This window comes from Actinomadura sp. WMMB 499 (genome assembly GCF_008824145.1).
Lineage (GTDB): Bacteria > Actinomycetota > Actinomycetes > Streptosporangiales > Streptosporangiaceae > Spirillospora.
Window position 1 is genome coordinate 2505206 of record NZ_CP044407.1, and the last position, 21592, is coordinate 2526797.

The window sequence follows — 21592 nt, forward strand, 5'->3', positions numbered from 1 at the left end:
GGCGCCGTCCAGTCGTTCGCCTCTCACCGCCCCCTTGCCCTGCGGGAATGCCGCGAAACCGGACACCCCCGCTTGGCGCTGCCGGCGGGGGCCCGCCGCCGACCGGGCGGCGGGCGTCCCTCCGTTACTTGATCAGCGGGTCGCGGGGAAGGCCGAGGATGCGTTCGGCGATCTGGTTGCGGGTGATCTCCGAGGTGCCGCCGGCGATCGACATCGCCCGCGACCCGAGCCGCATCAGTCCCGCCATCTCCCCGAGGCCGTCGCCGAACGCCGTCTGCGGCCCGGCGAACTCGCCCAGCAGCGCGGCCGTGGCGTGCCCGTGCTCGGCCAGGACCAGCTTGGTGATGTTGCCCTCCGGTCCCGGCTCGCCGCCCGCCACGGCCCGCTCGGCGCTGCGCAGGTTCAGCAGCTTCAGCGCCCGCTCCTCCGCCGCGTGCGCGCCGATCCGGTCCGCCGGGACGGCGTCCGGGTGCTCGGCGTGCAGCCGCACGACGTCCGAGCCGAGCGGTGCGCCGACGCCGCCGCCGATGCTGACCCGCTCGTTGCCGAGCGTCGCCCGCGCGACCTTCCAGCCCTCGTTCGGCGCGCCGATCACGTCCTCGTCCGGGACGAACACGTCGTCGAAGAACACCTCGTTGAACTCCGAGCCGCCGGTCGCCTGGCGCAGCGGCCGCACCTCGACGCCCGGCGCCTTCATGTCGATCACCATCATCGTGACGCCTCCGTGCTTCGAGGCGTCCGGGTCGGTGCGGACCGTCGCGAGACCGCGGCGGCTGTAGTGCGCGCCGCTCGTCCACACCTTCTGCCCGGTGACCTTCCAGCCGCCCTCGACCTTCACGCCGCGCGTCTTGACGGCCGCCGCGTCCGAGCCCGCGTCCGGCTCGCTGAACAGCTGGCACCACACCTCGTCGCCCAGCAGCGCGGCGCGCACCCAGCGGTCCACCTGGTCCTGGGTGCCGTGCTGGACGAGCGTGAGGATGTTCCAGCTCGTGATCCCGTAGTTCGGCCGCTTCACCTTCGCCGCGCGGAACTCCTCGTCGATCACCAGCTGCAGCCCGGCGGACGCCTCCAGGCCCCACGGGCGCGGCCAGTGCGGCTGCACGTACCCGGTGTCGATCAGCCGGACGCGCTGCTCGTCCTCCGGCAGCGCCGCGATCTCCCGCGCGAGGGCGCGCACCTCGGGACGTCGAGCCTCGGCCTCCGGCGGCAGGTCCACGCCGGTCGCCCGGACGACGCCCGCGACGCTCAGCCGCGCGACGTCCCGCGCCGCCTCCCGCGGGTCGACGATCGCCTCCAGCGTCGCCGCGCGCCGCAGCAGCAGGTGCGCGTCGTGCTCCCAGGTGAACCCGATCCCGCCGTGCACTTGCGTGTTCAGCCCCGCGTTCTTGGTGAACGCGGGCGTCGCCAGGGTTCCCGCGACGGCGGCGGCGTACTCGAACTCGTCCGCGGACGCGGTCGCGGCGCGCGCCGCGTCCCACACGGCGGCGGTGCCGAGCTCGGCCGCCACGAGCATGTCCGCGCAGTGGTGCTTGACCGCCTGGAACGTCCCGATCGTCCGCCCGAACTGCACCCGCACCTTCGCGTACTCGACGGCGCGCTCGACGCACTCCAGCGCCCCGCCGACGGCCTCCGCGCCCGCGAGCGTCCGCGCGACGGCCACGGCGTGCGCGCGCGCCGACGGCAGGACGTCCGTCACCTCGGCGCCGTCGAGCCTGACCCGGGCCGATCGGCGGGACGGGTCGAGGTTCGGCGGCACCTCGACCTCGACGCCGGGCGCGTCCGTCCGGACGACGATCATGTCGTCGCCCGCCGGGACCAGCAGCAGCCGGGCGAGGCCCGCGCCGAGGACGACCCCGGCGTCGCCGGTCGCCTTCCCGCCGTCGAGCGTGACCGTGCCGCCGACGCCCAGCGCCCCGACCGTCCGGCCCGCCGCCAGGTCGGGGAGCAGGCGGGCGCGCTGCTCGCCGGTCCCGCGCGCGGCGAGCACGGCGGACGCCGCCATCGTCGGCACCATCGGCCCCGGCGCCACGGCCCGGCCGAGCTCCTCCACGATCACGACCAGCTCGGGGAGCCCCGCCCCGCCGCCGCCGTGCTCCTCCGGCAGATGAACCCCGAGCAGGCCGAGCCCGGCGAAGTCGTCCCAGAACGCCGGCAGCGCCTCCTCGGCGGCCTCCAGCAGCGCGCGGTTCGCGGCGCGCGCGCCCTGGTCGTTCAGGAACGTCCGGGTCGTCCCGGCCAGTTCGCGGTGCTCCTCACCGATGGCGATCGCCATGGGCCCTCCCAACGCTCGACGATCCCCCCATGATCCCGCCGCCGTCCCGGAGAGTGAAGACCTTTCCCGAATCTGATTCGGTTATCTGCCGGGAGCCCGCGCCGCCCGCCACGAGCCGCGGCCGCGATCTCTCACCTCCCGGCGGCCGCCGGTCGAGGGGCCCGGCCGGGCTCGCACCGTCGGCGGTGCCGTCCCGCCCGCTCATCCGCCCACCCTCAGGTCGGTGATCGGCACGGTCAGGCGAAAGACCAGAGATGGTCGTCGTTCGAGGAGCACGGGAAGGCGGTGAGCCCGGCGCGCGGGGCGCCCGCACCCGTCGAGCCGTCAACGTCGAGGCACATCCCGCCCTTGTTGTTGCGGATCCAGAACCGGCCGCGCGCCTGCCGGTCCAGATACCACATCTGGTTGTCGGAGGCTCCCGGGTAGCAGAGGTTCTGCAGCAGGCGGTCACCGAGGGCGGGCGCACCCGTCCCCCAGATGTCCATGCAGTAGCCGGCCTTGGAATTGCGGATGGTGAACAGGTCGGCGCCCCCGGGACCCGCCCCCTTCTGGTTGACCACGAGATCCCAGCGCTGGTTCTCGGCCGCCGACCCGCTGCACGTGAACTGCTCGACCGGCCCTTCGTGCTGCCCCTTGCCGCCACCCGGGACGTCCGCGCACAGGCCCGTCATCACGTTGCGGAGCAGCAGGCCGGTGGTGGTGGAGAAGTTCGGGCCGGTGGGGCCCTTCAACTTCGCGAGCCGTCTCGCCTTCGCCTCGGGCGAGGCGCTCGTCCGCCGCGGCGCGGCGGCCGGCTGCCGCCGCGGGCTCCGGGTCGGCGACGCGGACGGCGAGGGCGTCTTGCTCGGGGACGCGCTCGGCGACGGCGACGGCGGCACCGCCACCGGGGTCGCCCGCTGGTTCAGCGCCGCCTTCTCCTTGCGCTCCTTGTTCTCCCGGTCCTGCTGGTAGGAGATCAGCGCGCCGACCCCGAACACCGCCGCGGCCACCACGACCAGCGCGACACCCCCCGCCAGCAGCCGCGTCTGCACCTTCGGCTTCTCACCCCGCTGCCACGCACGCCGATCGAACGCGTTCGCCAGATTCAGCCGTTCCCGGCGCTTGCGCTCGACGTCGTCCTGCTCGCTCATCTGTGCTTCCTCGCTGGTCGTCGAATCCGTCGGATGGTCATGGCCGGTCAGGCGAAGGACCAGAGGTGGTCGTCGGTCATCGAGCACGGGTAGGTGAGCAGGTCGGCGCCCTGCCGGCCCGCCCCCTTCTCACCGGCCACCTCCAGGCACATCCCGCCCTTGTGGTTGCGGATCCAGAACCGGCCCGGCGCCTTCCGGTCCAGGTACCACATCTGGTTGTCGCCGCTGCCCGGCCTGCAGTAGAACTCGTTCACGCGGGTCCGCATCTTCGGCGGCCCGTACGCGTGAAGGTCCATGCAGAAGCCGTCCTTGGCGTTGCGGATGGTGAACAGGTCCGCACCGCCCGGTCCCGCGCCGGGCTGGTTGACCACCAGATCCCAGAGCAGGTTGTCCTTCGTGGACCTGGTGCATCGGTACTGCTCGACCGGCCCGTCCTCCTTCCCCTTGCCGAAGCCCGGAACGTCCGCGCACAGGCCCGTCACCACGTTGCGGAGCAGCACATCGGTGGTGGTCTGGAAGTTCGGGCCCGTGGGGAACCGTGACTTCGGGCCGCCCTTCGCCACCTCGGCCCTCGGCGTGGGGCTCCGCGGCCCGGCCTGCCGCGGCTCGGCCTGCCGCGGCGCGGCGGCACCGCCCTCCGGCTCCGCCCGGGCGCTCGGCGACGCCGACGTCCTGCCCGCCGACGGGCTCGGCGACGGCTTCGCCACCGGATCGGTCAGCCGCTGGCTCGTCGCCGCCTTCTCCTTGCGCTCCTTGTTCTCCCGGTCCTGCTGGTAGGAGATCAGCGCGCCGACCCCGAACACCGCCGCGGCCACCACGACCAGCGCGACACCCCCCGCCAGCAGCCGCGTCTGCACCTTCGGCTTCTCACCCCGCTGCCACGCACGCCGATCGAACGCGTTCGCCAGGCTCATCCGCTGCCGGCGCTTGCGCTCGACGTCGTCCTGCTCGCTCATCTGTGCTTCCTCGCTGGTCGAATCGGTCGGACGGCTGGTTCGGACTGTCAATCGGGGCCGCCCCGATCTCCCGGAACGGGATCGCCCTGGGGATCGACGTTGAGACGCGGATGCGGTTGCCTGCCCGCATGCTCGGCGTTCCCGGCCCGCCCGGCGAAGGGATCGACCCCGAGATTGGCCTGCCGCGCCCCAGGGGGCGACGACGCGGACGCGGGCGACGACAGGGGGCGCAGCGGTATGTCCTCCGCCGAGACCCCGATCGGGGAGACCTCCCCTTCGGACGGCTCCGACGGAGGACGCGACACCAGCGGCCTGGCCCCCAGAGCCGCGGTCGGCGCCGTGGACGGCGACACGACCGGCCCCGTGGACAGCGACACGACCGGCGCCGGGTCCGGCGGCACGGTCGAGGCGGGATCCGGCGGCACGGTCGACGCGGGGTCCGGTGGCGCGACGGGCTCGGTCGCCGCCCACGTCCCGGTGAACGGCCCCGCTTCGGGAAGCCGCACCAGCACGACGGGCCGTCCGGACGCCGACCCGAACACGACCGACGTCCCGTCCGGCTGCACCACCGTGATGCGCAATCCCAGGACGGGCGCGGCCACGGCGAGCGCCACGTTCTCCCCACCCGTTCCCAGCGGAGACCCGACCATCTCGATCGCCATGGCCCGGTCGCCGTCCGACCAGGTGCCGCCGAGCCGCTCCTCGATCGTCGGCCAGAAGCGCCGCTCGGACGTCGGCCGCTCCAGGTCGTTCGTCAGCTCGTCGGCCGTGTGATCGCGAAACTCCCGCGGCGTGGCGGGCCGCGTCCCGCCGATCGCGGTCATCTCCGCCGCGGCGACGTTCGTCAACGCGTGGATGAGGGCGTCCCTCGTCGGGGGCACGTGGACGATGTTCAGCCCCATGCCCGCGACCGCCGCCTCCTGCGCCCCGCCCATCCCACCGGCCCTGGCACCCGCCACCGCGGGCGAAGCCGAGGACGGCGGCGCCGGGCGCACGCCGGTCGACGGCTCCGGCACCACCGCGGGCGCCGAGGACGGCGGCGCCGGGGGCGTCCGCGTCGGCGGCTCGGGCGTCACAACCGGCGGAGCCGGAGGCACGCCGGTCGACGGCAACGACGTCACCGCGGGCCTCACACCCGGCGGAACGGGTGGGGCCGGCGGGAGCGGGGGCATCCTGGTCGGCGGGGCGGGCGGGCGGAAGACGTGCGGGAGGCGGGTCTCCAGGTCGCCCGCCGGCCGCTGGCCGCCGCCCGGCGCCGCCTCCAGCGGAAGCATCCCGTACAGCCCGTTCGGTACCGGGACGCGGAGCGTGCCCCGGGGGCCGTGCAGGATGACGTCGACGTCGAACACGAAGTGCCGGTAGTTGCGGGTGGCCTCCTGGTTGGCCTCGTCGGTCATGCCGAGTTCGCCGTCGGTCTCCCCGGCCCGGTCGCGGCCGTACTCGTAGCCGCCGATCCCCTGCGTCGTCGCTTCTCCGGCCTCGCCCCCGCCCTCGGGGCCGACCACGAGCTTGAAGTCCCGGGAGTGGCCCGACTTGGCCTTGTCGGCCTGGCTCTCCTGCGCGTACACCCGTCCCTTGAACTGGGGGTCCCGGGCCGGGCCGACGGGACGCGCGGCGGTGATCTCGATGCCGGCGGTGACGTTCCGCGAACCGACGGGGATCGTGTACCGGTTGTGCAGCAGGTCCCCGATGTACGGACGGATGAGCTCGGGGCTCGTGAAGTGCATGTACCGCTGCCCGGCGACGGTGGTGAAGTCCAGGCCGGGGACGTGCCACGCCCCGGGCTCCGCGAGTGCGGGGCCGGTCGGGCGCCGGTAGGGGGACGCGGGCAGTGCGGCCCAGCGCTCGACGGCGGAGGCGAACGGGACGCCCCACGGGTGCAGGTTCTCGGCGAGAGCCCGCTCCGCCGGGCCGACCCGTCCGGTCGCCGGACGGCCGGGCGTCCACCGGGGGGTGCCGCCGAACGCGGGTGCCGGGGCGGCGGCGGGGGCGTCCAGCGTCGCGACGTGCCCGGGGACGAGCAGCCGGATGTCGCCCGTCACCGCGTTGGGGGCGTCGGCCTCGATGACCGTGTGCGAGATGAACGGACGTCGCGTGTACCACCGGTCCCCGGCGCGGGGGTCGTTGCCGCCCAGCAGCCGTCCGGCGCCGATGACGGCCTCCCGGATGGCGCGCACGGGCACGTTCAGCAGTTCGGGCGGCTCCGTGCTGATGCCCATCTCGACCTGGAACCGCAGGGGGTGGTGGAACTCGATGGAGCCCTCCCGGGTGCCGGCCCGGTGGATGTCGAGCTTGCGGTCGTGCACCTCCTTGCCCTGGGTCGCCTCCCCGGCCGCCTCGCCCTTGATCTCCAGGCCGCCGTGCCGGTGGACGCCGTCGGACCCGTATCCGTCGCCGCGTCCGCGGATCTCGAACGCCCCGCCGTACTTGAACGCCGTGCCGACGGACCGGTGGTGCTCCGTCTGCCCCTCGCCGCGCAGCGTCAGCTTCACCTCGGGCCGCGGCAACTGGCCGGTCGCGGCGCCGAGATCCGCCGACACCCTGATCCACACGTACCGCGTCCCGCCGAACGGCTGCGGGATGGGGATCCAGCGCTGGACGCCGGAGCCGAGCAGCGCGCCGTGCTGGTTGCGCAGCGCCTCCGGCGAGAACGCCGCCTCGATCTCCCGCGTGATCATGTTCGGACGGTTACCGCCCGGGAAGTAACCGCGGACGACGCCCTGCTCCCGGAGCCAGCCCATGATGTGCGGCACGAGCCCCCCGGCGTTCAAGGTCTCCGGATAGGACGAGCCCGCGATCATGCCCGGCGGGACGTGCCGCGTCGGCGCCGCCGGCTCGGGCGGGGCCACGCCGGGCGCACTCAGCCCCAGGTCGTGCATCCGCCGTTGCGGGACCATCATCTGCATCCCGTCCGTCACCTGCACGAACCGGGTCTGCCGGTCCCGCCTGCTCCCCTTCCACCGGTGCAGCGTGATCTCGAAAACGGGGTCGGTCCGGAACGTGTGCGCGGTCCCGCCGTAGGTCGCGCGCGTGATGTCGATGTTCCCGTGCAGGTCGGCCGTCTCCGTCTTGCGCTCGGCGGAGACGTTGCTCCCGACCACCAACTGGACCCGGCCGCCGGGCCCGTGGTGCTCCCCACCGGACGGCGCCCCCTCCGGGGCGCTCGCATGCCCGTCCGCCTCCGACCCGAGCATGAACTGCGGACCGGCGGTGAACGTGTGCGTCCCCTTCACCTTGTGCTCGGTGCCGTGCTTGTGGGTCCGCTGCCCCTGCGCGTACTGCTCGATCTCCGTCTCGCTCGCACCCGCGTGCCGGGGCCGCTGCGCGTGCACCTTGATCGTGAACGCCTGCTTGCGCCCGTCCCGGGTCGGCGGCAGGGACTCGGTCCGGCCGGTGCTCCCGGCCACGCTGGAGAAGAACGCCGCGAGCCGGTCCGGCCGCGTCATGTCCCTGATGGCGGGCGGCCAGTTCGCACGGTCGTCGACCCAGCTTCGCGGTAGGTCGTTGGCCCGCGCGTACATCTCGGCGGCCGTGCGCGGCAGTTCCGATATCACCGTGAACGCCGGGTACACGCCCGATGTCCCCGCCCCCGTGAAGTTGACGGTCTCGCGACTCGGCAACCGTGGGACGGTCACCGCGTCGCCCGCGTTCTCCAGCTCTTGAGGGGTGTACGGCCGCGCGGGCCGGTGCTCCTGCGGGACGACGACCCGTCCCGTGACGTCCCCGGGCCGGTCGATCCACCACGTCGTGGCCCGCTCGCCCTCCGGGCGCACGGTGATCTCGTAGACGATGTTGTAGTTGTGCTCGTCCACCATCCCGGTGGTCTCGGTGCGCCGGTACGACTTCGCCGTCCCGCCGAACTCGTTCTTCACCGCGTACGCGTACTCGCCCTGGAAGCTCCAGGCGCCGAGGATGAACCGCATGTACGGGAGCCGTCCCAGCCGGACGCCGCCGCCCCCGCTCACCTGCACGCCGACCTCGGTGTTGCGGTGCCCGGAGCTCCCGGCCGCCATCATCGCCCGCCCGTTGACGGTCATCTCGTAGCCGTCGCCGCCGATCCGTTCCCCGACGAACCCCCGCACGGAGACGTTGTACCGGCGCCCGCCCAGCGTGACGGTGCGGTCGATCCCGGCCATGACCGCGGGCAGGTCGGCTTCGAGCGCGGGACGGCTGAACCAGGTGGACAGGTCGAGGTCGGCCTGCGCCCAGTCGGCCGGACGCCCGCCCGACAGCTCCCCGTGCCGGTTCGCCATGACGGCGCGTATCTGCTGGTGGACGAGCTCGGCCCCCGGCAGCAGGCTCTGCATGCCGAACCCGATGCCCCGCCGCGCCGCCAGCGGCAACGGCTCGTGATGGGCCGGATCGACGGCGACCGGCCGGTCGAGCACGGGCGGCCGCCGGTACGCCGCCTCGGACGGCATCGCGCCCTGCGGCCGCGCCAGCACCGGCACCCGCAGGCCCGGCACCCGCGGCCCCGCCCCGCCCGCGCCCGCCCCCGCCGCCCCGGGGCGCAGGCTCGGCGTCTGCACGGCGCCGGTCAGGTTCTCCTCGAACCCGGCGGCCTCGGCCCGCGGGACACTGACCTCCGCCTCGACGACCACGCTGGTCGGCGGGACGTTGTGCGATGTCGAGTGCGTGTCGACGTTGACGCGCAGCCCGACCCGGTACCTGGACTGCTCGCCGCCGCGGTTCAGCACCGTGTGGCCGAGCGCCTGCTCGGCGAGCCCGTGCCCGGCCGACCGGGAGAACGGCACCGACAGGCCGCCGCGGAACAGGCCCCGGTCGCCGTCCGCCGGGTGATGCGCGTCGGGGTGGGCGTCCTGCTCGTTGTTGCCGTAGTAGGTGACGGCATAGCCGACGGACGCCTTGCTCTTGCCCTCCTTCGTCGGCTTGGACGTCACACCGCCGCCGGAGTCCTCGCGGACCGCCATCGTCGTGTCGCCGATGTACTGCAGGCTCTCGACCTGCGCACTGATCGCGAAATGCCCGTTGAACCGCCTGACCGGCCCCGCCGCCATCGACACCTTCGCGGTCGGCACCCCGTTGCTGAGCACCAGCCGGCTCCGGTTGCGCACCGACTTCTCGCTGAGGTGCCCCCCGATCTCGTCCATCACCTCCTTGACCGCGGCGGCCGGCAGCCCCGCCGCCAGCAGTTGCCGCTGCAGGTCGGCCACGGCGGGAATGGTGTTGACCGCGTTGATCACCTCGGTCGCCGGCGACGGCCGCTGCACGCCCCCGCCCGCCGCCGGGGGCGCCGCGGTCGCGCCGAGCGGACGTGGCTCGTTCGCGGAGGTCAGGGGCTCGGGGAAGTCGACGGCGAACCGCTGCGGCAACCGCACGTCGTTCGGCCGCTCCACGCCGTCCACGAACACCTTGACGGCCATCCCGGCGTCGAACCGGGTGTTGTTCGCGACGAAGAGCTTGCGGCCCGCGATGAGCGCCCGATCGCCCGTGTGCTCGGCCTTCGTCGACGAGCTCGCGGTGAACGCCGGAAGCCCGGAGATCAGCGTCGCCGCCGCACCCGTGCCGACACCGAAGAACGTCAGGAGCAGCCCGTCGATCCCGTGCGTGGTGTCACCGCCCGTCTTGCCGCCGGACATCATCGAGGCGAAGGAGACCTTGAACTTGCGTATGTTGCCGGTCGGCTGCGTCCCCAGGCTCGCGTCCTGCAGGACCGGACGGACCCAGACGAGGTGGCCGTCCACGACGGCCGTCCGCCCGTTCTGTAGGAGGTCCTGCCATTTCGCGATGTCCGCCTCGGTGGTCGCCTCGTTGGCGAGCACGCCGCCCACGAGGTTCCGGATGCCGGCGTCCAGCCGCGGGCTGTCCCGGTGCCGTCCGACCGCGTTCCCGATCTGGCCGGTCCAGTCCCGGATCTCCCCCGGGGTCCACCGGTCGACCCCTTCGATCGTCGCCTCGCCCATCGCGTTGACGTCGACGTACCACGGTGGCCGCCGCGCCGGCGGGGCCTCCACCGGCGGATCCCCCGCGGGCGGCGTCGCCACCCGCGGCGGCGTCTCCACCCGCTCGGGCACCGACGAAGCCACCGACGGAGGCAACGGCACCGACTCCGGCCCACGCCCCGACGACACCACCGACGGAGGCAACGGCACCGAGGCGGGATCGACCGGGTCGGATTCCGGTGGGGCGGGCGGCACGTGCAGAACGCCCTCGCCGGTCACCGGATCGACGACCAGCACGTCCGCGCCGAGCAGCGCGGCGAGGTCGTCGACGAAGGACGGCTCCTCCTCGGCCGACAGCGTCCCCGCCCCCGGCGTCACCAGCGACACCGGCATCCCGGGCGAGTACGCCGGGTTCCCGGTGATCCACGTGACCGTCTCGTCCAGGTCGAGCGGACGGCCGTCCACGGTCAGCGTCCCGGCGCCGGCGTCCAGCTCGCCGTGGACGACGAGGACGCCGCCGTTCGGAGGCGCCTCCGCCGGGGGCGTGCCCGGACGCCGCTGCGGTGCATGCGTGCCCGGACCGGCGACGGTGTGGCCGGGCCCATGGCGCCGAATCTGCGCCTCCGTGGCATCCTCCGCCGCGATGGCGGCCCTGATGTCCGCCATCCGGGCGTCGATCTCGGCCTCGGCCACCGTGTCCACGAGGGCGTTCACTTCGGCGTCGATGTAGGGGCCGCCCGTGCCGGACGCCTGCGCCACGAGGGCGGCCTCGAGATCCGCCATGTAACCGGCCCACGCCTGCCACGCCGCGTCCGCGTCCTCCTGCTGCCGGAAATAGCCGGCGAGTTCCGGTGTGGCGGCCTGCGGATGCTCCGTCGTGGCCGGCGGGCGCGGCGTGAACCGCGACCCGTGCCCTCCGCCTCCCGTCCGCGTGGGGAGGGGCGACGGGGCGGTGCCCGGCGCGGGAGCGGCCGGGTCCGTCGGCGTCGTACCCCGTGGCCCCCCGGACGGCTCCGGCGACGCGGCCTGCGGCGGCGCCCCCTCCGAGGCCGACGGCGGCGCCGCACGCCCCGGCGACGCATCCGGACCCGACGGCGGCGCCGGTCCCTGCAGGGGCTCGACGACCGGGGCGGACTCCGGGACGGTCGGCGATGCGGGACGTTCCGGCGGCGCGGGCGGGGGTTCGGCCTGGGGCGGCTCGGGGCGCGGCCGGATCGTGGCCCCCGCGCCCGTCGCCGGGTCGGTGACGATCGTCACCGGTCCGCCAAGGCCGGTGGCCAGGTCCTCGGCAAAGGATGCGATCGCTCGAGGGTTCGACGCGGCGCCCGGAATGACCAGGTTGACCGGGTCTCCCGGCTCGTAGGCGGTGTTGCGGCCGATCCACCGGCGCGTGTCCGCGGCGTCACGCGGCCGTCCGTCGTCCATCACCAGCGTCCCGGCCCGGGGATCGAAGTCACCGGCCAGCCACACGGCGGGATCGTCGGGAGGCGGCGGCTGCACGGGCGGGATTCCGGCCGCAGCGGCGGCAGCGGCTTCGGCCTCGGCCTTGGCGACATCCTCCTCGAAGGCGGCGATCTGCACGCGTGCGGCGAGATCGTCGACCCGGGCGCCGGTGCTCGAGGATTCGATTCCGGCCGCGTGATCGTCCTGCGCCTGGTCGTAAGCCGCCCAGAGAGCGAGCCGCCGATCCTTCGCCGCCTCCGCGGCCTGCGCCGTCAGGTCACGGTGAAGGGCGGCCTCGCGAGCCGGATCCAACGGCCGCCGACCGCTGCCGGGCGTCTCGTTCCGTTCCGTGGAGGCGGGCGGCGCACCCTCCGCGGGCCGTCCGGTCGTGGGCATCGCGGTGCCGCCCGCCGAACTCTGCCCGGGCGCCTTCGGCGGTGTGGGGGGCGTCTGCCCTGTGGTCGACTGCGGCGGCGCGGGCGCCTCCTCCGACGCGGGAGCCTTGGGCGTCGTGGACGAACCCGCGGACGCCGGTGCCTTCGGCGTCGTGGAGGACCCTGGCGACGCGGGCGCGGGGGTGGTCGTGGACGACGCGGGCTCCTTCGGCTCCGACGACGAACCCGGCGATGCGGGGGTTGTGGACGACGCCGGGGCCTTCGGCCTCGTCGACGGTGCCTTGCCCGTCGTGCCGGTGCCCTGGGGTGCGGGCTTGTGCGAGTCGCCGATCGTGCGGCCCTGGCCGGTGAACGCCGACTCCCCCGGCTGGTCGCGGTTGATCGGACGGGCGATGGCGGGAGTCGGCTCGGGAAGGCCGACGTCCACCCGGATGGTCGGCCGCCCGGAACGCGGCGGCGGAGTCCGCTGCTGAACCGGCTGGAGTTCCACCGTGCTCCCGCCGGGACGGTGGCCGGCGGCTCCGCCGCCCGTCTGTCCACTGGGCGCCGGGGTCGAGGAACCTGCTCCCTTCGGCGCGGCGGTGTCGCCGCCGCGTCCCGGCTTCTGCGTGGCCGGACTCGACGACGTCCGGTCCGGCCGCCGCTCGGGCGGGGACTCCGACGGTCCCTGGCCCCCCGCCCCCGCCCGGTCGGCCGGTGTCGCGCGGGCGGGGGGCTCCACCCCGCCGACCGGACGGCCGCCCACCGACACCGTCGCCGGGGGCGTGGGGTCCGTCGCCTCGTCGCCGAAGGCGAACGTCACGGGCTGGCCGTACTCGACGCGGGCGGGTTCCGGCGGCGGAGAGGCGGGGGCGTCCGGCAGGTCGCGCGGCGGCAGCGGGCCCGGCGTCACCAGGCCGGCCTGTTCTCCATCGCCCATGCGGCGCCCGGGGCCCTCGAAGGGCGACCGGTGACCGTCCCCGGCATGCGCGGCGGGATCGTCGGTCGTCCGCTGCACCCCGACCGACACCCGGACAGTGCCGTCCGTCAGCTCGAAGTTCCGCACCCCCGGATGGACGATGAACGTGCCGTCCTCCAGTCCGCCCGGCCCCACCTGGACGACCTGGCCGTCGTGCCAGACGTGGGTCCGTCCGGGCAGGTCCAGCGGCAGCCCCTGGATCGGGACGGTCGGCTCGGGGCGGGCGGGCACGACTCCCCCGTCCAGCGTCCGCCCGGGCCCCTCGAACGGCCTCGCGGGCGGCTGCGGAAGGTGCGCCTCCTGAACCTGGACGGTGACGCCCGTGATGCCCGCGTTGGGAGGTGCCTCGGACGGCGGTTGCGGGGACGTGACGTCCGGTTCGGCCGGGACGAAGTCCAGCGTGAGCTGCGTGGTCCGGGTGTCGGGTGCCTGCACGCCGCCGGTCCCGTCCACGGGCCGTCCGGACGTCTCCCCATCACCGACCCGGTGTCCGGTGCCGGTGAAGGACGACTGCGCGGGCGGCGACGCGGGGCGGCGGATGTCCACCTGCACCTCGAACCCGCCCCCGTCCGACCACCGAGGCGGCGGCGCACCGACCGGCTCGTCCTGCACCACCGGACGACTCTGCCCGGTCGGCGAATCCTGGACGGACGGTCCGTGGACGACCGGCGTGTCGGCGCCGGCACCGTGCGGGCCCCCCGCAGAAGGCTCGGCAACAGACGCCGCCGAGGACGGCGGCGACGACATCGAAGACGTACTCGAGTCCCCGGACGACGATCCCCCCGAGGACGAAGACGAGGACGAAGACGAGGACGAAGACGGACGCGCCGGTGACGGCTCCCGCGAACCGCTCCCCGACGACTCCGAACCGTCCCTCACCGGGGACGAACCACCCTTCTCGGGCGCCGAGCCACCCTGCCCAGACGTCGAACCGCCGTCCTTCGCGGGCACCGAACCGCCCTTCGCGGGCGCCGGGCCGCCGTCCTTCGCAGGCGCCGAGCCACCCTGCGCAGACGTCGAACCGCCGTCCTTCGCAGGCGCCGAACCGCCCTGCGCAGACGTCGAACCGCCCTGTGCAGGCGCCGATCCCTCCTTCCCGGGCGTCGCGCCGCCCTTCCCGGGCGTCGCGCCGCTCTCGTCGCCGCCCTGCGACGTGGCCGGGGGCTGGCCGCCGCCCTTGCCGGGCGTGCCGCCCTTGCCGGACGAGCCGGGTGGCGTGCCCTCCCGCGGCGGCGGTGCGGCGGACCTGTCCGGGCCGCCGAGGGTGCGGCCGTCGCCGGTGAACGCCGACTCGCCGGGGCCGCCGGAACCGCCGCGGTTGATCGGACGGGCGAAACCGGGGGTCGGCTCCTGGACGCCGACGTCGAGCCGGATGAGCGGCGCACCGTCCTCCGGAAGCGGGGTCCGGTGCTGGACCGGCCCCACCTCGACCGTGCTCCCGCCGGGGCGGTGGCCGGTGCCGCCGCCCCGGCCGGACGACGAGCCGCTCTCGGACGGCGGGGATGAGTGCGGACCGCCGCTCTTCTTCGTCAGGACCGTGTTCGTGCCGCCGTCGGCCCTCGGCTTCTCGGTCGTGGCCGGACCGGACGACGTCCCGTCCTGCTTGCCCGCGGGCGGTGACTTCAGCGGGCCGTCGCCGCCCGCTCCCGTGCGGTCGTGGGCGGCCTGGCCCGCGTTCTCGCCCGGTGTCCCGCGCGCGGGGGGCTTCGGCCCGCCGACCGGCTTGCCCTCGCCGGAGAACGGCCGCGCGCCGGTGGGCGCGGCGCCGTCGCGGTCGCCGAACGTGAAGGTGACCGGCTGGCCGTACTCGACGCGCGTGGGCGGCGGGGGCTCGTTCCCCGCGGGCCGCGACGTCGTCGGCTGCTCCGCCGGTGGCACCGGCTTGCCGTCGCCGACGCGGCGTCCCGGGTTCTCGAAGGGGGACGCCCCGTCGCCCTTGGGGCTCGCCGTGGAGTTCGGCCGGTCCGTCGTGATCGAGATGCGGATGTCGCCGTCCACGATGGTGAACTTGCCGACGCCCGGGTGCACGACGTACCTGTCGTTGCCCAGGCCGCCCCGGGGCACCCGGATCTCCTGGCCTTCGATCCAGACGTTGACCTGCCCGTTCCCGTCCTTCGGCACGTTGCGGATGGGCACGGTCTGGTCGCCGCGGGCGGGCACGGTGCCGCCGTCGAGCGTCCGGCCGGGTTCGTCGAAGGGTGACCGGGCCGGCGGCGCGGGCGGCTCGCCGCCCGCCTTCTCGACCTGCACCGTGACCTTGGGGGCCTCGCCGCCGCCCGGCCTGCCGGGCGTCCCGTTCCCGGGCGACGACTGCGGTGCGCCGCCGGACTTCGCCGGGAGGAAGTCCAGCGTGATCCGGTCGGTCTGGGAGCCGGGCCGTGGCGGAGCGGACGGCTGGTCCCCGCGGTCGCCCGGGTTCGCGTGGGGCCTGCTCGACGCGGGCGCGTCGCCCCCGGGCCGTCCGGCCACCGGGACGTCGCCCAGCGTGCGGCCGGGGCCGGCGAAGGGGGACTCCGGGACGGGGTCGACCGGGCGGCGGATGTCGAGGTGGACCTCGAAACCGCCCCGGCCCTCGCCGCCGCGGCCGGGGGGCGGCGTGCCCTGGGGGTCGGGTTCGTCCCGGCCGCCCGGACGGACGGCGACCGGGGTGTCCGAGCTCGGGGTCGGGTCGGGGCGCACCGGCGACGGGGCACGCGTCGGCGTGGGCTCCGGCGACACCGGACGGGACGACGGCGCGGGCTCGTCGGTCTTCACCGAGACCGGGAGGCTCCCGCCGTCCGATCCGGCCTTCCCCGGACGGCCCGGAAGCGGGGTCGGCTCCGGGCTGCTGCTGGAGATCGGGTCCTGCGAGCCGTTCCGGCCGGGGGGCGGGGCCGACACCTCGTTCGACGTCTTCACGACGACGCCGTCCTGCGAGCCTCCACGGCCCGGGGGTGTCGGGTCCGGGTCGAGCTTCGCGGGGACCGGGTTGGGACGGGACGGGTCCGGGGTGTCCGGCCTCGTCGTGATCTGCACGCCGTCGTCACCCGATCCGGACCTGTCCGGACGGACCGGCAGCGGAGTCGGTTCCGGGCTGCTCGTGCTGATCGGGTCGCGGGCGCCGCCCCGGCCGGGCGGCGGGCCCGGCACCTCCTTCGGCGCGTTCAGGGCGACGCCGTCCTGCGGGCCGCCCCGGCCGGGGGGCGCGGGCAGGCGGTCGGGCGCGTCCGTCGGGGAGTTCCGGCCGCCGCCGGGGCTCACCCGGTCACCGGGGTCCGGTACCGGGGCGCGTCCGGGCGGGCGCCGGTTCGGCACCGCCACGGGGGTGTCGGACGGGTCGGACGTCCGGCGGACCGGCGGGGGCCCGACCGGGGTGTCCCGCCCTCCGCCGCCGCGCTGGACCGGGGCCGACACGGGCGCGTCGGCCGGGCCGGTCTTGTTCACCGGTGCGGACTTGTCCGGGACGGTCGTGACGCCGTCGGGGGCGGACTTCGCCGGGGGACGGACGGCGGGCGGGCCGCCCTTGCCGCCGGTGATGTCGAGCGGGGTCCGGTCGGGCCGCACGGGGGCGGGTCTGTCGCCGCCGCCGAGCCGGTGGCCGCCGCCTCCGCCGCCGAAGCCGCCGGAGCCGCCCGGGGCGCTGTATCCCGGGGCGTTGCCGCCGCCCCGGCCCCAGCGGGGCGGCGGGATGACGATCGGCACCTTGTTGTGGTTGCTCGCCCAGCCGTGCGCGCCGCCGAGGATGCCGCCGAAGGCGGCGCCGACGCCGATGTTGACGGCCTCGTGGCCCCAGTCGACGTGCCAGTCGGCGCCCGCGGCGGCGGTGCCGAGGCCGAGGGCGGCCATGTCGATGCCGAGGGTCGTGACGCCGCCGACGACGGCGCCGAGGGCGAACTCGGCGGCGGTCGCCGCCAGCCAGCCCATCCGTGCGCCGATCTGGGTGATGACGTTGACGATGGTGCCGATGAGGCGGGCGACGAGGCCGATGAAGGAGGCCGCGATGCCGAGCGGCAGCAGCACGACGTTCAGCAGGAAGCTGAAGATCATCGTGAAGTACTGCTTGTTGGCCTCCTCGGCCATCTTCTCGGCCTGGTTCTTGATGCCCTCGACGTAGGCGTGGATGCTCTGCCCGACGGTCCACGCCGCGTCCGCGGCGTTGTGGATCATCGGGGTCATGTTGTTGCCCCAGGTGGTCTCCGCCGTGTGCCCGGCCTGGCCGGTCCAGGCGAAGGCCGCGACGTCGGCGGCGAAGCTCGTGTCGCCGTCGTGCAGGGCGTCGCCGAGGAGGATCCACTGGTTGGCCAGCTCGGTCATGGCGTCGAGGTCGAGGGCCTCGGTGAAGTCCTCCCAGGTGTAGCTGCCCGGGGCGTTCCCGTCGCCGCCTACTTCGTACTCGGCCATGCGCCCACCCCTTCGGGGGTCTCGGGGGGCCGGGACTCGTACGTCAAGGTCTCGGTCTCCTCGTCGAACGCGGCGTGGATCAGTTCCGGGTCGGTTCTGCGGCGCAGCAGCACGCCCCGTCCCGGTATCCGCTGCGCGGCACGCTGGTCGCCGAGCAGCGCCCCCTCGCGGGGGTCGCCGGACAGGATCAGCCCGTCGGAGCCGAACTCCCGGAGCCGGCCGAGCAGCGGGTCGGCCATCAGGGAGCGGGACGCGCCGCCGACGCGGCGGGCGAGGACGATGTGGAAGCCGAGTTCGACGCCCTGGCCGACGAACCCGGCGAGGGGTGCGAGGGGGCCGCGGCCGGGGCCGTCGGCGACGAGTTCGTAGTCGTCGACGACGAGGTAGAACTCGGGGCCCTCCCACCAGTCGCGGTCGCGGAGCCGGCGGGAGTCCAGGCCCGGAGGCGGCATGCGTTCGCGGAGCTTCGCGACGACCTGGTCGATGAACGTCTCGGCCAGCTCGGGATTGCCCGCGTGGGCGCCGATGTACGGTTCGGGCACGGCGTCGAGGAGGCTGCGGCGGTAGTCGACGACGATGAAGCGGACGTCCCACGGCGAGTGCCGGCGGGCGGCGCCGCGCATCCAGGCCCGCAGGAACGAGGTCTTCCCGGAGGCGGCGTCGCCGAAGACGAGGAAGTGCGGCTGCCCGGCGGTGAGGTCCAGCCCGACCGGCCGCAGGTCGCGCTGGGACAGCCCGATCGGGATCTCGGTGCCGGTGAGGTCCCGGCCGCCGCCCTCCCACGGGTCGTGGACCTCGGTGCCCGCCATCTCGGCGAGTTCGGTGACGGTGACGTGCTGCGGCAGGACCTTCAGCGGGGGTGCGGCCGGGCCCGCCCAGGCGGCGGCGATCTCGGTGATGAGCCGCTGCTGGGCGTCGGTGAGGTCGTCGACGCCGTCGGACGCGTCGAGCCGCGGGAGGGGGACGTGCATGGGGATGCCGGGCGGCATCAGCCCGCGGCCGGGCCGGGTGCGGCCGATCCGGCGGGTCTCCTTGCGGTTGATCTCCGATTCGGCGGGATCGTTCAGGTTCAGTTCGAGGCGGCCGGGGATGCTGTCGCGGAGCGCGGGCCGGAGCTCGGCCCAGCGTCCCGCGGTCAGCACGACGTGCACACCGACGCCGAGACCCCGGGTGGTGATGTCGGTGACGATCGCGGACGCGTCCTCCAGTTCGCCGCGCAGCGCGCCCCAGTTGTCGATGACGAGGACGACGTCGGCGGCGCGGACCCCGGCGGGGAGCGCTCCCGCGTCGCGCATGCGGCGGAAGTCGGCGGCCTGCACGCCCAGCTCCGCGAACACGCGCTCGCGCACGTCCACCAGCCGGGTCACCTCGGTGAGGACGCGCCGGACGCGTTCGGGGTCGCGGCGGGACGCGACGCCCGAGACGTGCGGGGCGTCGGCGAAGGGCAGCAGCCCGCCGCCGCCGTGGTCGATGCAGTAGAACTGGAGCTCGTCCGGGGTGTGGGTGAGCATCGCGCTGAGCAGCATCGTGCGCAGGAAGGTGCTCTTGCCGCTCTGCGGCGCGCCCACGAGGACGAGGTGGCCGTGGAGCCCGGCGAGGTCCAGGACGAGCGGGCGCTGCTCCTGCCGGGCGGGCAGGTCCGCGACGGCGACGGGGAACGACAGCTTCCCCGGGTTCGGCCACACCTGGCTCTGCAGGCCGCGCCCCTCGACGGGTTCGGCGGGCGCGAGCAGCGGGTCGAGGGGGTAGGCGGCGGGCAGCGGCGGAAGCCACACCTGGTGGGTGGGGGCGCTGCTCGCCGCGAGCTTCTCCACGACGAGGTCGAGTTCGGTCGTGCCGGTCTCGGGCCGCGGGGCGCGGGCGGGACGCGGCGCGGGCTCCTCGGCGACCGGCGGCGTCCGCAGCGTGTACGGGACGGGACGGACGGGCTCCGCGCCGGGCTCCTCCGGCGCGTCGGTCTCGTGCAGCCGGGACACGTGCGCGACGCGGAACCGCTCGAAGACCGACTCGTCGACCTTCAGGTAGGCGGAGCCGGGGATGGACGGCAGCCGGTACGCGTCGGGCGTCCCGAGCACGGCGCGGCTCTCGGCGGCGCTGAACGTGCGCAGCGCGATGCGGTAGGACAGGTGCGACTCCAGGCCGCGCAGGCGTCCCTCCTCCAGCCGCTGGGTGGCGAGCAGCAGGTGCATGCCGAGGGAGCGGCCGACCCGGCCGATCTGCACGAACAGGTCGATGAAGTCGGACTGCTGGGACAGCAGCTCCCCGAACTCGTCGACGACGATCATCAGGTAGGGCAGCGGCGGCAGCGGGGCGCCGTCCACGTCGGTCCCGCCCGCGAGCTGCTTGAGCTGGTAGTCGCGGATGGAGTCGACGTTCCCGGCGCGGCGCAGCAGCTTCTGCCGGCGCTGCTGCTCGCCCGCGAGCGCGGCCCGCACCCGCTCGACGAGCGCGTGCTCGTCGCTCAGGTTCGTGATCAGGCCCGCGACGTGCGGGAGGCCGGTGAGCCCGGCGAACGTCGCGCCGCCCTTGAAGTCAATCAGGACGAACCCGAGGTGCTCCGGCGAGTGCGTCGTGGCGAGCCCGGTGACGAGCGTGCGCAGCAGCTCGCTCTTGCCGGAGCCGGTCGCGCCGACGACCAGGCCGTGCGGCCCGATCCCGCCCTGCGCCGACTCCTTCAGGTCGAGGACGAGCGCCTCCCCGTCGCCGGACACGCCGACGGGGACCTGCAGCATCTCCTCGTCGTCCGGCGCCCGCCAGACGCTGCTCGGGTCGAGTGCGGCCAGGTCGCCGATGCCGAGCATGCCCGGCAGCGACACCGACTGGGCCAGCACCTGGTCCTGCTCGCCCGACAGCCGCAGCGGCGCGAGCGCCCGGGCGATGCGGGAGCGCAGCGCCGGGGACGGCCGGTCCACCGTGACGTCCTTGACGTCGGCGCGCAGCCCGATGTGCGGGCCCTCGAGGGTCGCGCGGCCGCGCGCGTCCAGCCGGACCCGGACGTCCACCCGCTCCGGCTCGTGCGCCTCCTCGGTGACGACGCACACGACCGTGATGCCGAGCTGCGCGCCCGCCTCGGCGATCAGCCGGACGACGAGCGGCGACTGCGCCCACACGGTCCGCGGGTCGTAGCCGTTCAGGACCATCACGAGGCGCCGCTCGGGCGGCTCCTCGGCGGTCATGGAGATGAGCCGGGTGCCGCGCGCGGCGCGGGCCGCGACGGCCCGGTCCAGCTCGGCCTCCACATGGTCGGCGAGTCCGTCGAGGCGCTCGGCGACCAGCGGGACCACCTCGATGCCCCGGTCGCGGGCGTCCGGCTCGAAGGTGTGCGGCAGCCACTTCGCCCACTCCCACGCCGGGTCGCCGGCCGTCACGACGGCGAGCTGGACGTCGTCCGGCGCGTGCAGGACGGCGACCTGGCACAGCAGCGCGGCGGCGGCGGCCTCGGTCTGCGCGGGCGGGCCGAGCAGGCTCACCACCCCGGCGCGGCCGAGGTCGATCCACGCGGGCTGGCCCTCGACCGTCCCCTGCGACCGGACGAGTTCCTCCGCCGCGTGCAGCGACCGCGGGTCGTACTCCACCGCGGGGTCGGAGCGCCGGTTCGTCGTCATGGTCAGGGCCAGCGGCCCGTTCCCCGTGCCGATCCGGACGCGGAGGTGGTCGGGGTCCCCGGGACGGCGCTCCCACACGCGGCGGCGGCGCTCGGCGACGGCCCAGAGCCGTTCCGGGCTCGGATGGATCCAGGCGGCGGCGAACCGCTGCACGCGGGCGACGTCGCGCGCCTGCCCGCGCAGGTCCGCGAGGTACTCCAGGTAGCGCTCGCGGTGCCGCTCGCGGGTCCGCCGGTTCCGGCCGCGCGACTGCATGTGGACGCCGAACGTCAGGCCCACGGCCGACACCACGAACACGACCCCGAGGATGATCATCCAGCGGCGCCCGGTGGAGACCAGGTACGCGGCCATGCTGACGCTGGTCAGCAGCGGGAGGAGCAGCATGACCATGCTCGACATGGTGTTCTGCGGCTGCATCTGCGGCGGTGCCGCGATGCTGAGCTTGTCCTCCGGCACGGGTGGCGGCGCCATCCGGGCGGGGCGGTGAAAGGCGATCCTGCTCATCGGTTTCGGCTGCCTAAGGGATGTCTGCGGGGACGGGGGCGCGCGC

At 75.0% G+C, this 21592-nt stretch carries 5 protein-coding genes; all 5 read right to left on the reverse strand.

From position 1 onward, the window contains the following. Positions 1 to 124 precede the first annotated feature (124 nt). Entirely contained in the window at positions 125 to 2272 is a 2148-nt protein-coding gene (locus tag F7P10_RS10805; RefSeq protein WP_151009223.1) for an acyl-CoA dehydrogenase, read from the reverse strand. A 236-nt stretch (positions 2273 to 2508) separates the two neighbouring features. After that, positions 2509 to 3402 carry an RICIN domain-containing protein gene (locus tag F7P10_RS10810; RefSeq protein ID WP_151009224.1) on the reverse strand — a complete coding sequence of 298 codons (894 nt, stop codon included), beginning with the start codon at positions 3400 to 3402 and terminating at the stop codon, positions 2509 to 2511. Positions 3403 to 3449: 47 nt separating this feature from the next. Beyond that, a complete protein-coding gene (locus tag F7P10_RS10815; RefSeq protein ID WP_151009225.1) occupies positions 3450 to 4358 on the reverse strand; it encodes an RICIN domain-containing protein in 909 nt (302 codons plus the stop codon). Positions 4359 to 4405: 47 nt separating this feature from the next. Next, on the reverse strand, positions 4406 to 17437 hold the full coding sequence (locus F7P10_RS10820; protein ID WP_151009226.1) for a hypothetical protein: 13032 nt from the start codon (positions 17435 to 17437) through the stop codon (positions 4406 to 4408). After that, the gene (gene eccCa, locus F7P10_RS10825; protein WP_218040457.1) at positions 17419 to 21432 is read right to left on the reverse strand and encodes a type VII secretion protein EccCa; all 4014 of its coding nucleotides are present in this window, start codon (positions 21430 to 21432) and stop codon (positions 17419 to 17421) included. The genes F7P10_RS10820 and eccCa overlap by 19 nt, the downstream gene beginning before the upstream one ends. Positions 21433 to 21592 lie beyond the last annotated feature (160 nt).

Excerpts from the sequence above, each read along its gene's own strand:
- F7P10_RS10805 (WP_151009223.1), bottom strand. The coding sequence starts at position 2,272 with ATGGCGATCGCCATCGGTGAGGAGCACCGCGAACTGGCCGGGACGACC.
- F7P10_RS10810 (WP_151009224.1), bottom strand. The coding sequence starts at position 3,402 with ATGAGCGAGCAGGACGACGTCGAGCGCAAGCGCCGGGAACGGCTGAAT.
- F7P10_RS10815 (WP_151009225.1), bottom strand. The coding sequence starts at position 4,358 with ATGAGCGAGCAGGACGACGTCGAGCGCAAGCGCCGGCAGCGGATGAGC.
- F7P10_RS10820 (WP_151009226.1), bottom strand. The coding sequence starts at position 17,437 with ATGGCCGAGTACGAAGTAGGCGGCGACGGGAACGCCCCGGGCAGCTAC.
- eccCa (WP_218040457.1), bottom strand. The coding sequence starts at position 21,432 with ATGGTCATGCTGCTCCTCCCGCTGCTGACCAGCGTCAGCATGGCCGCG.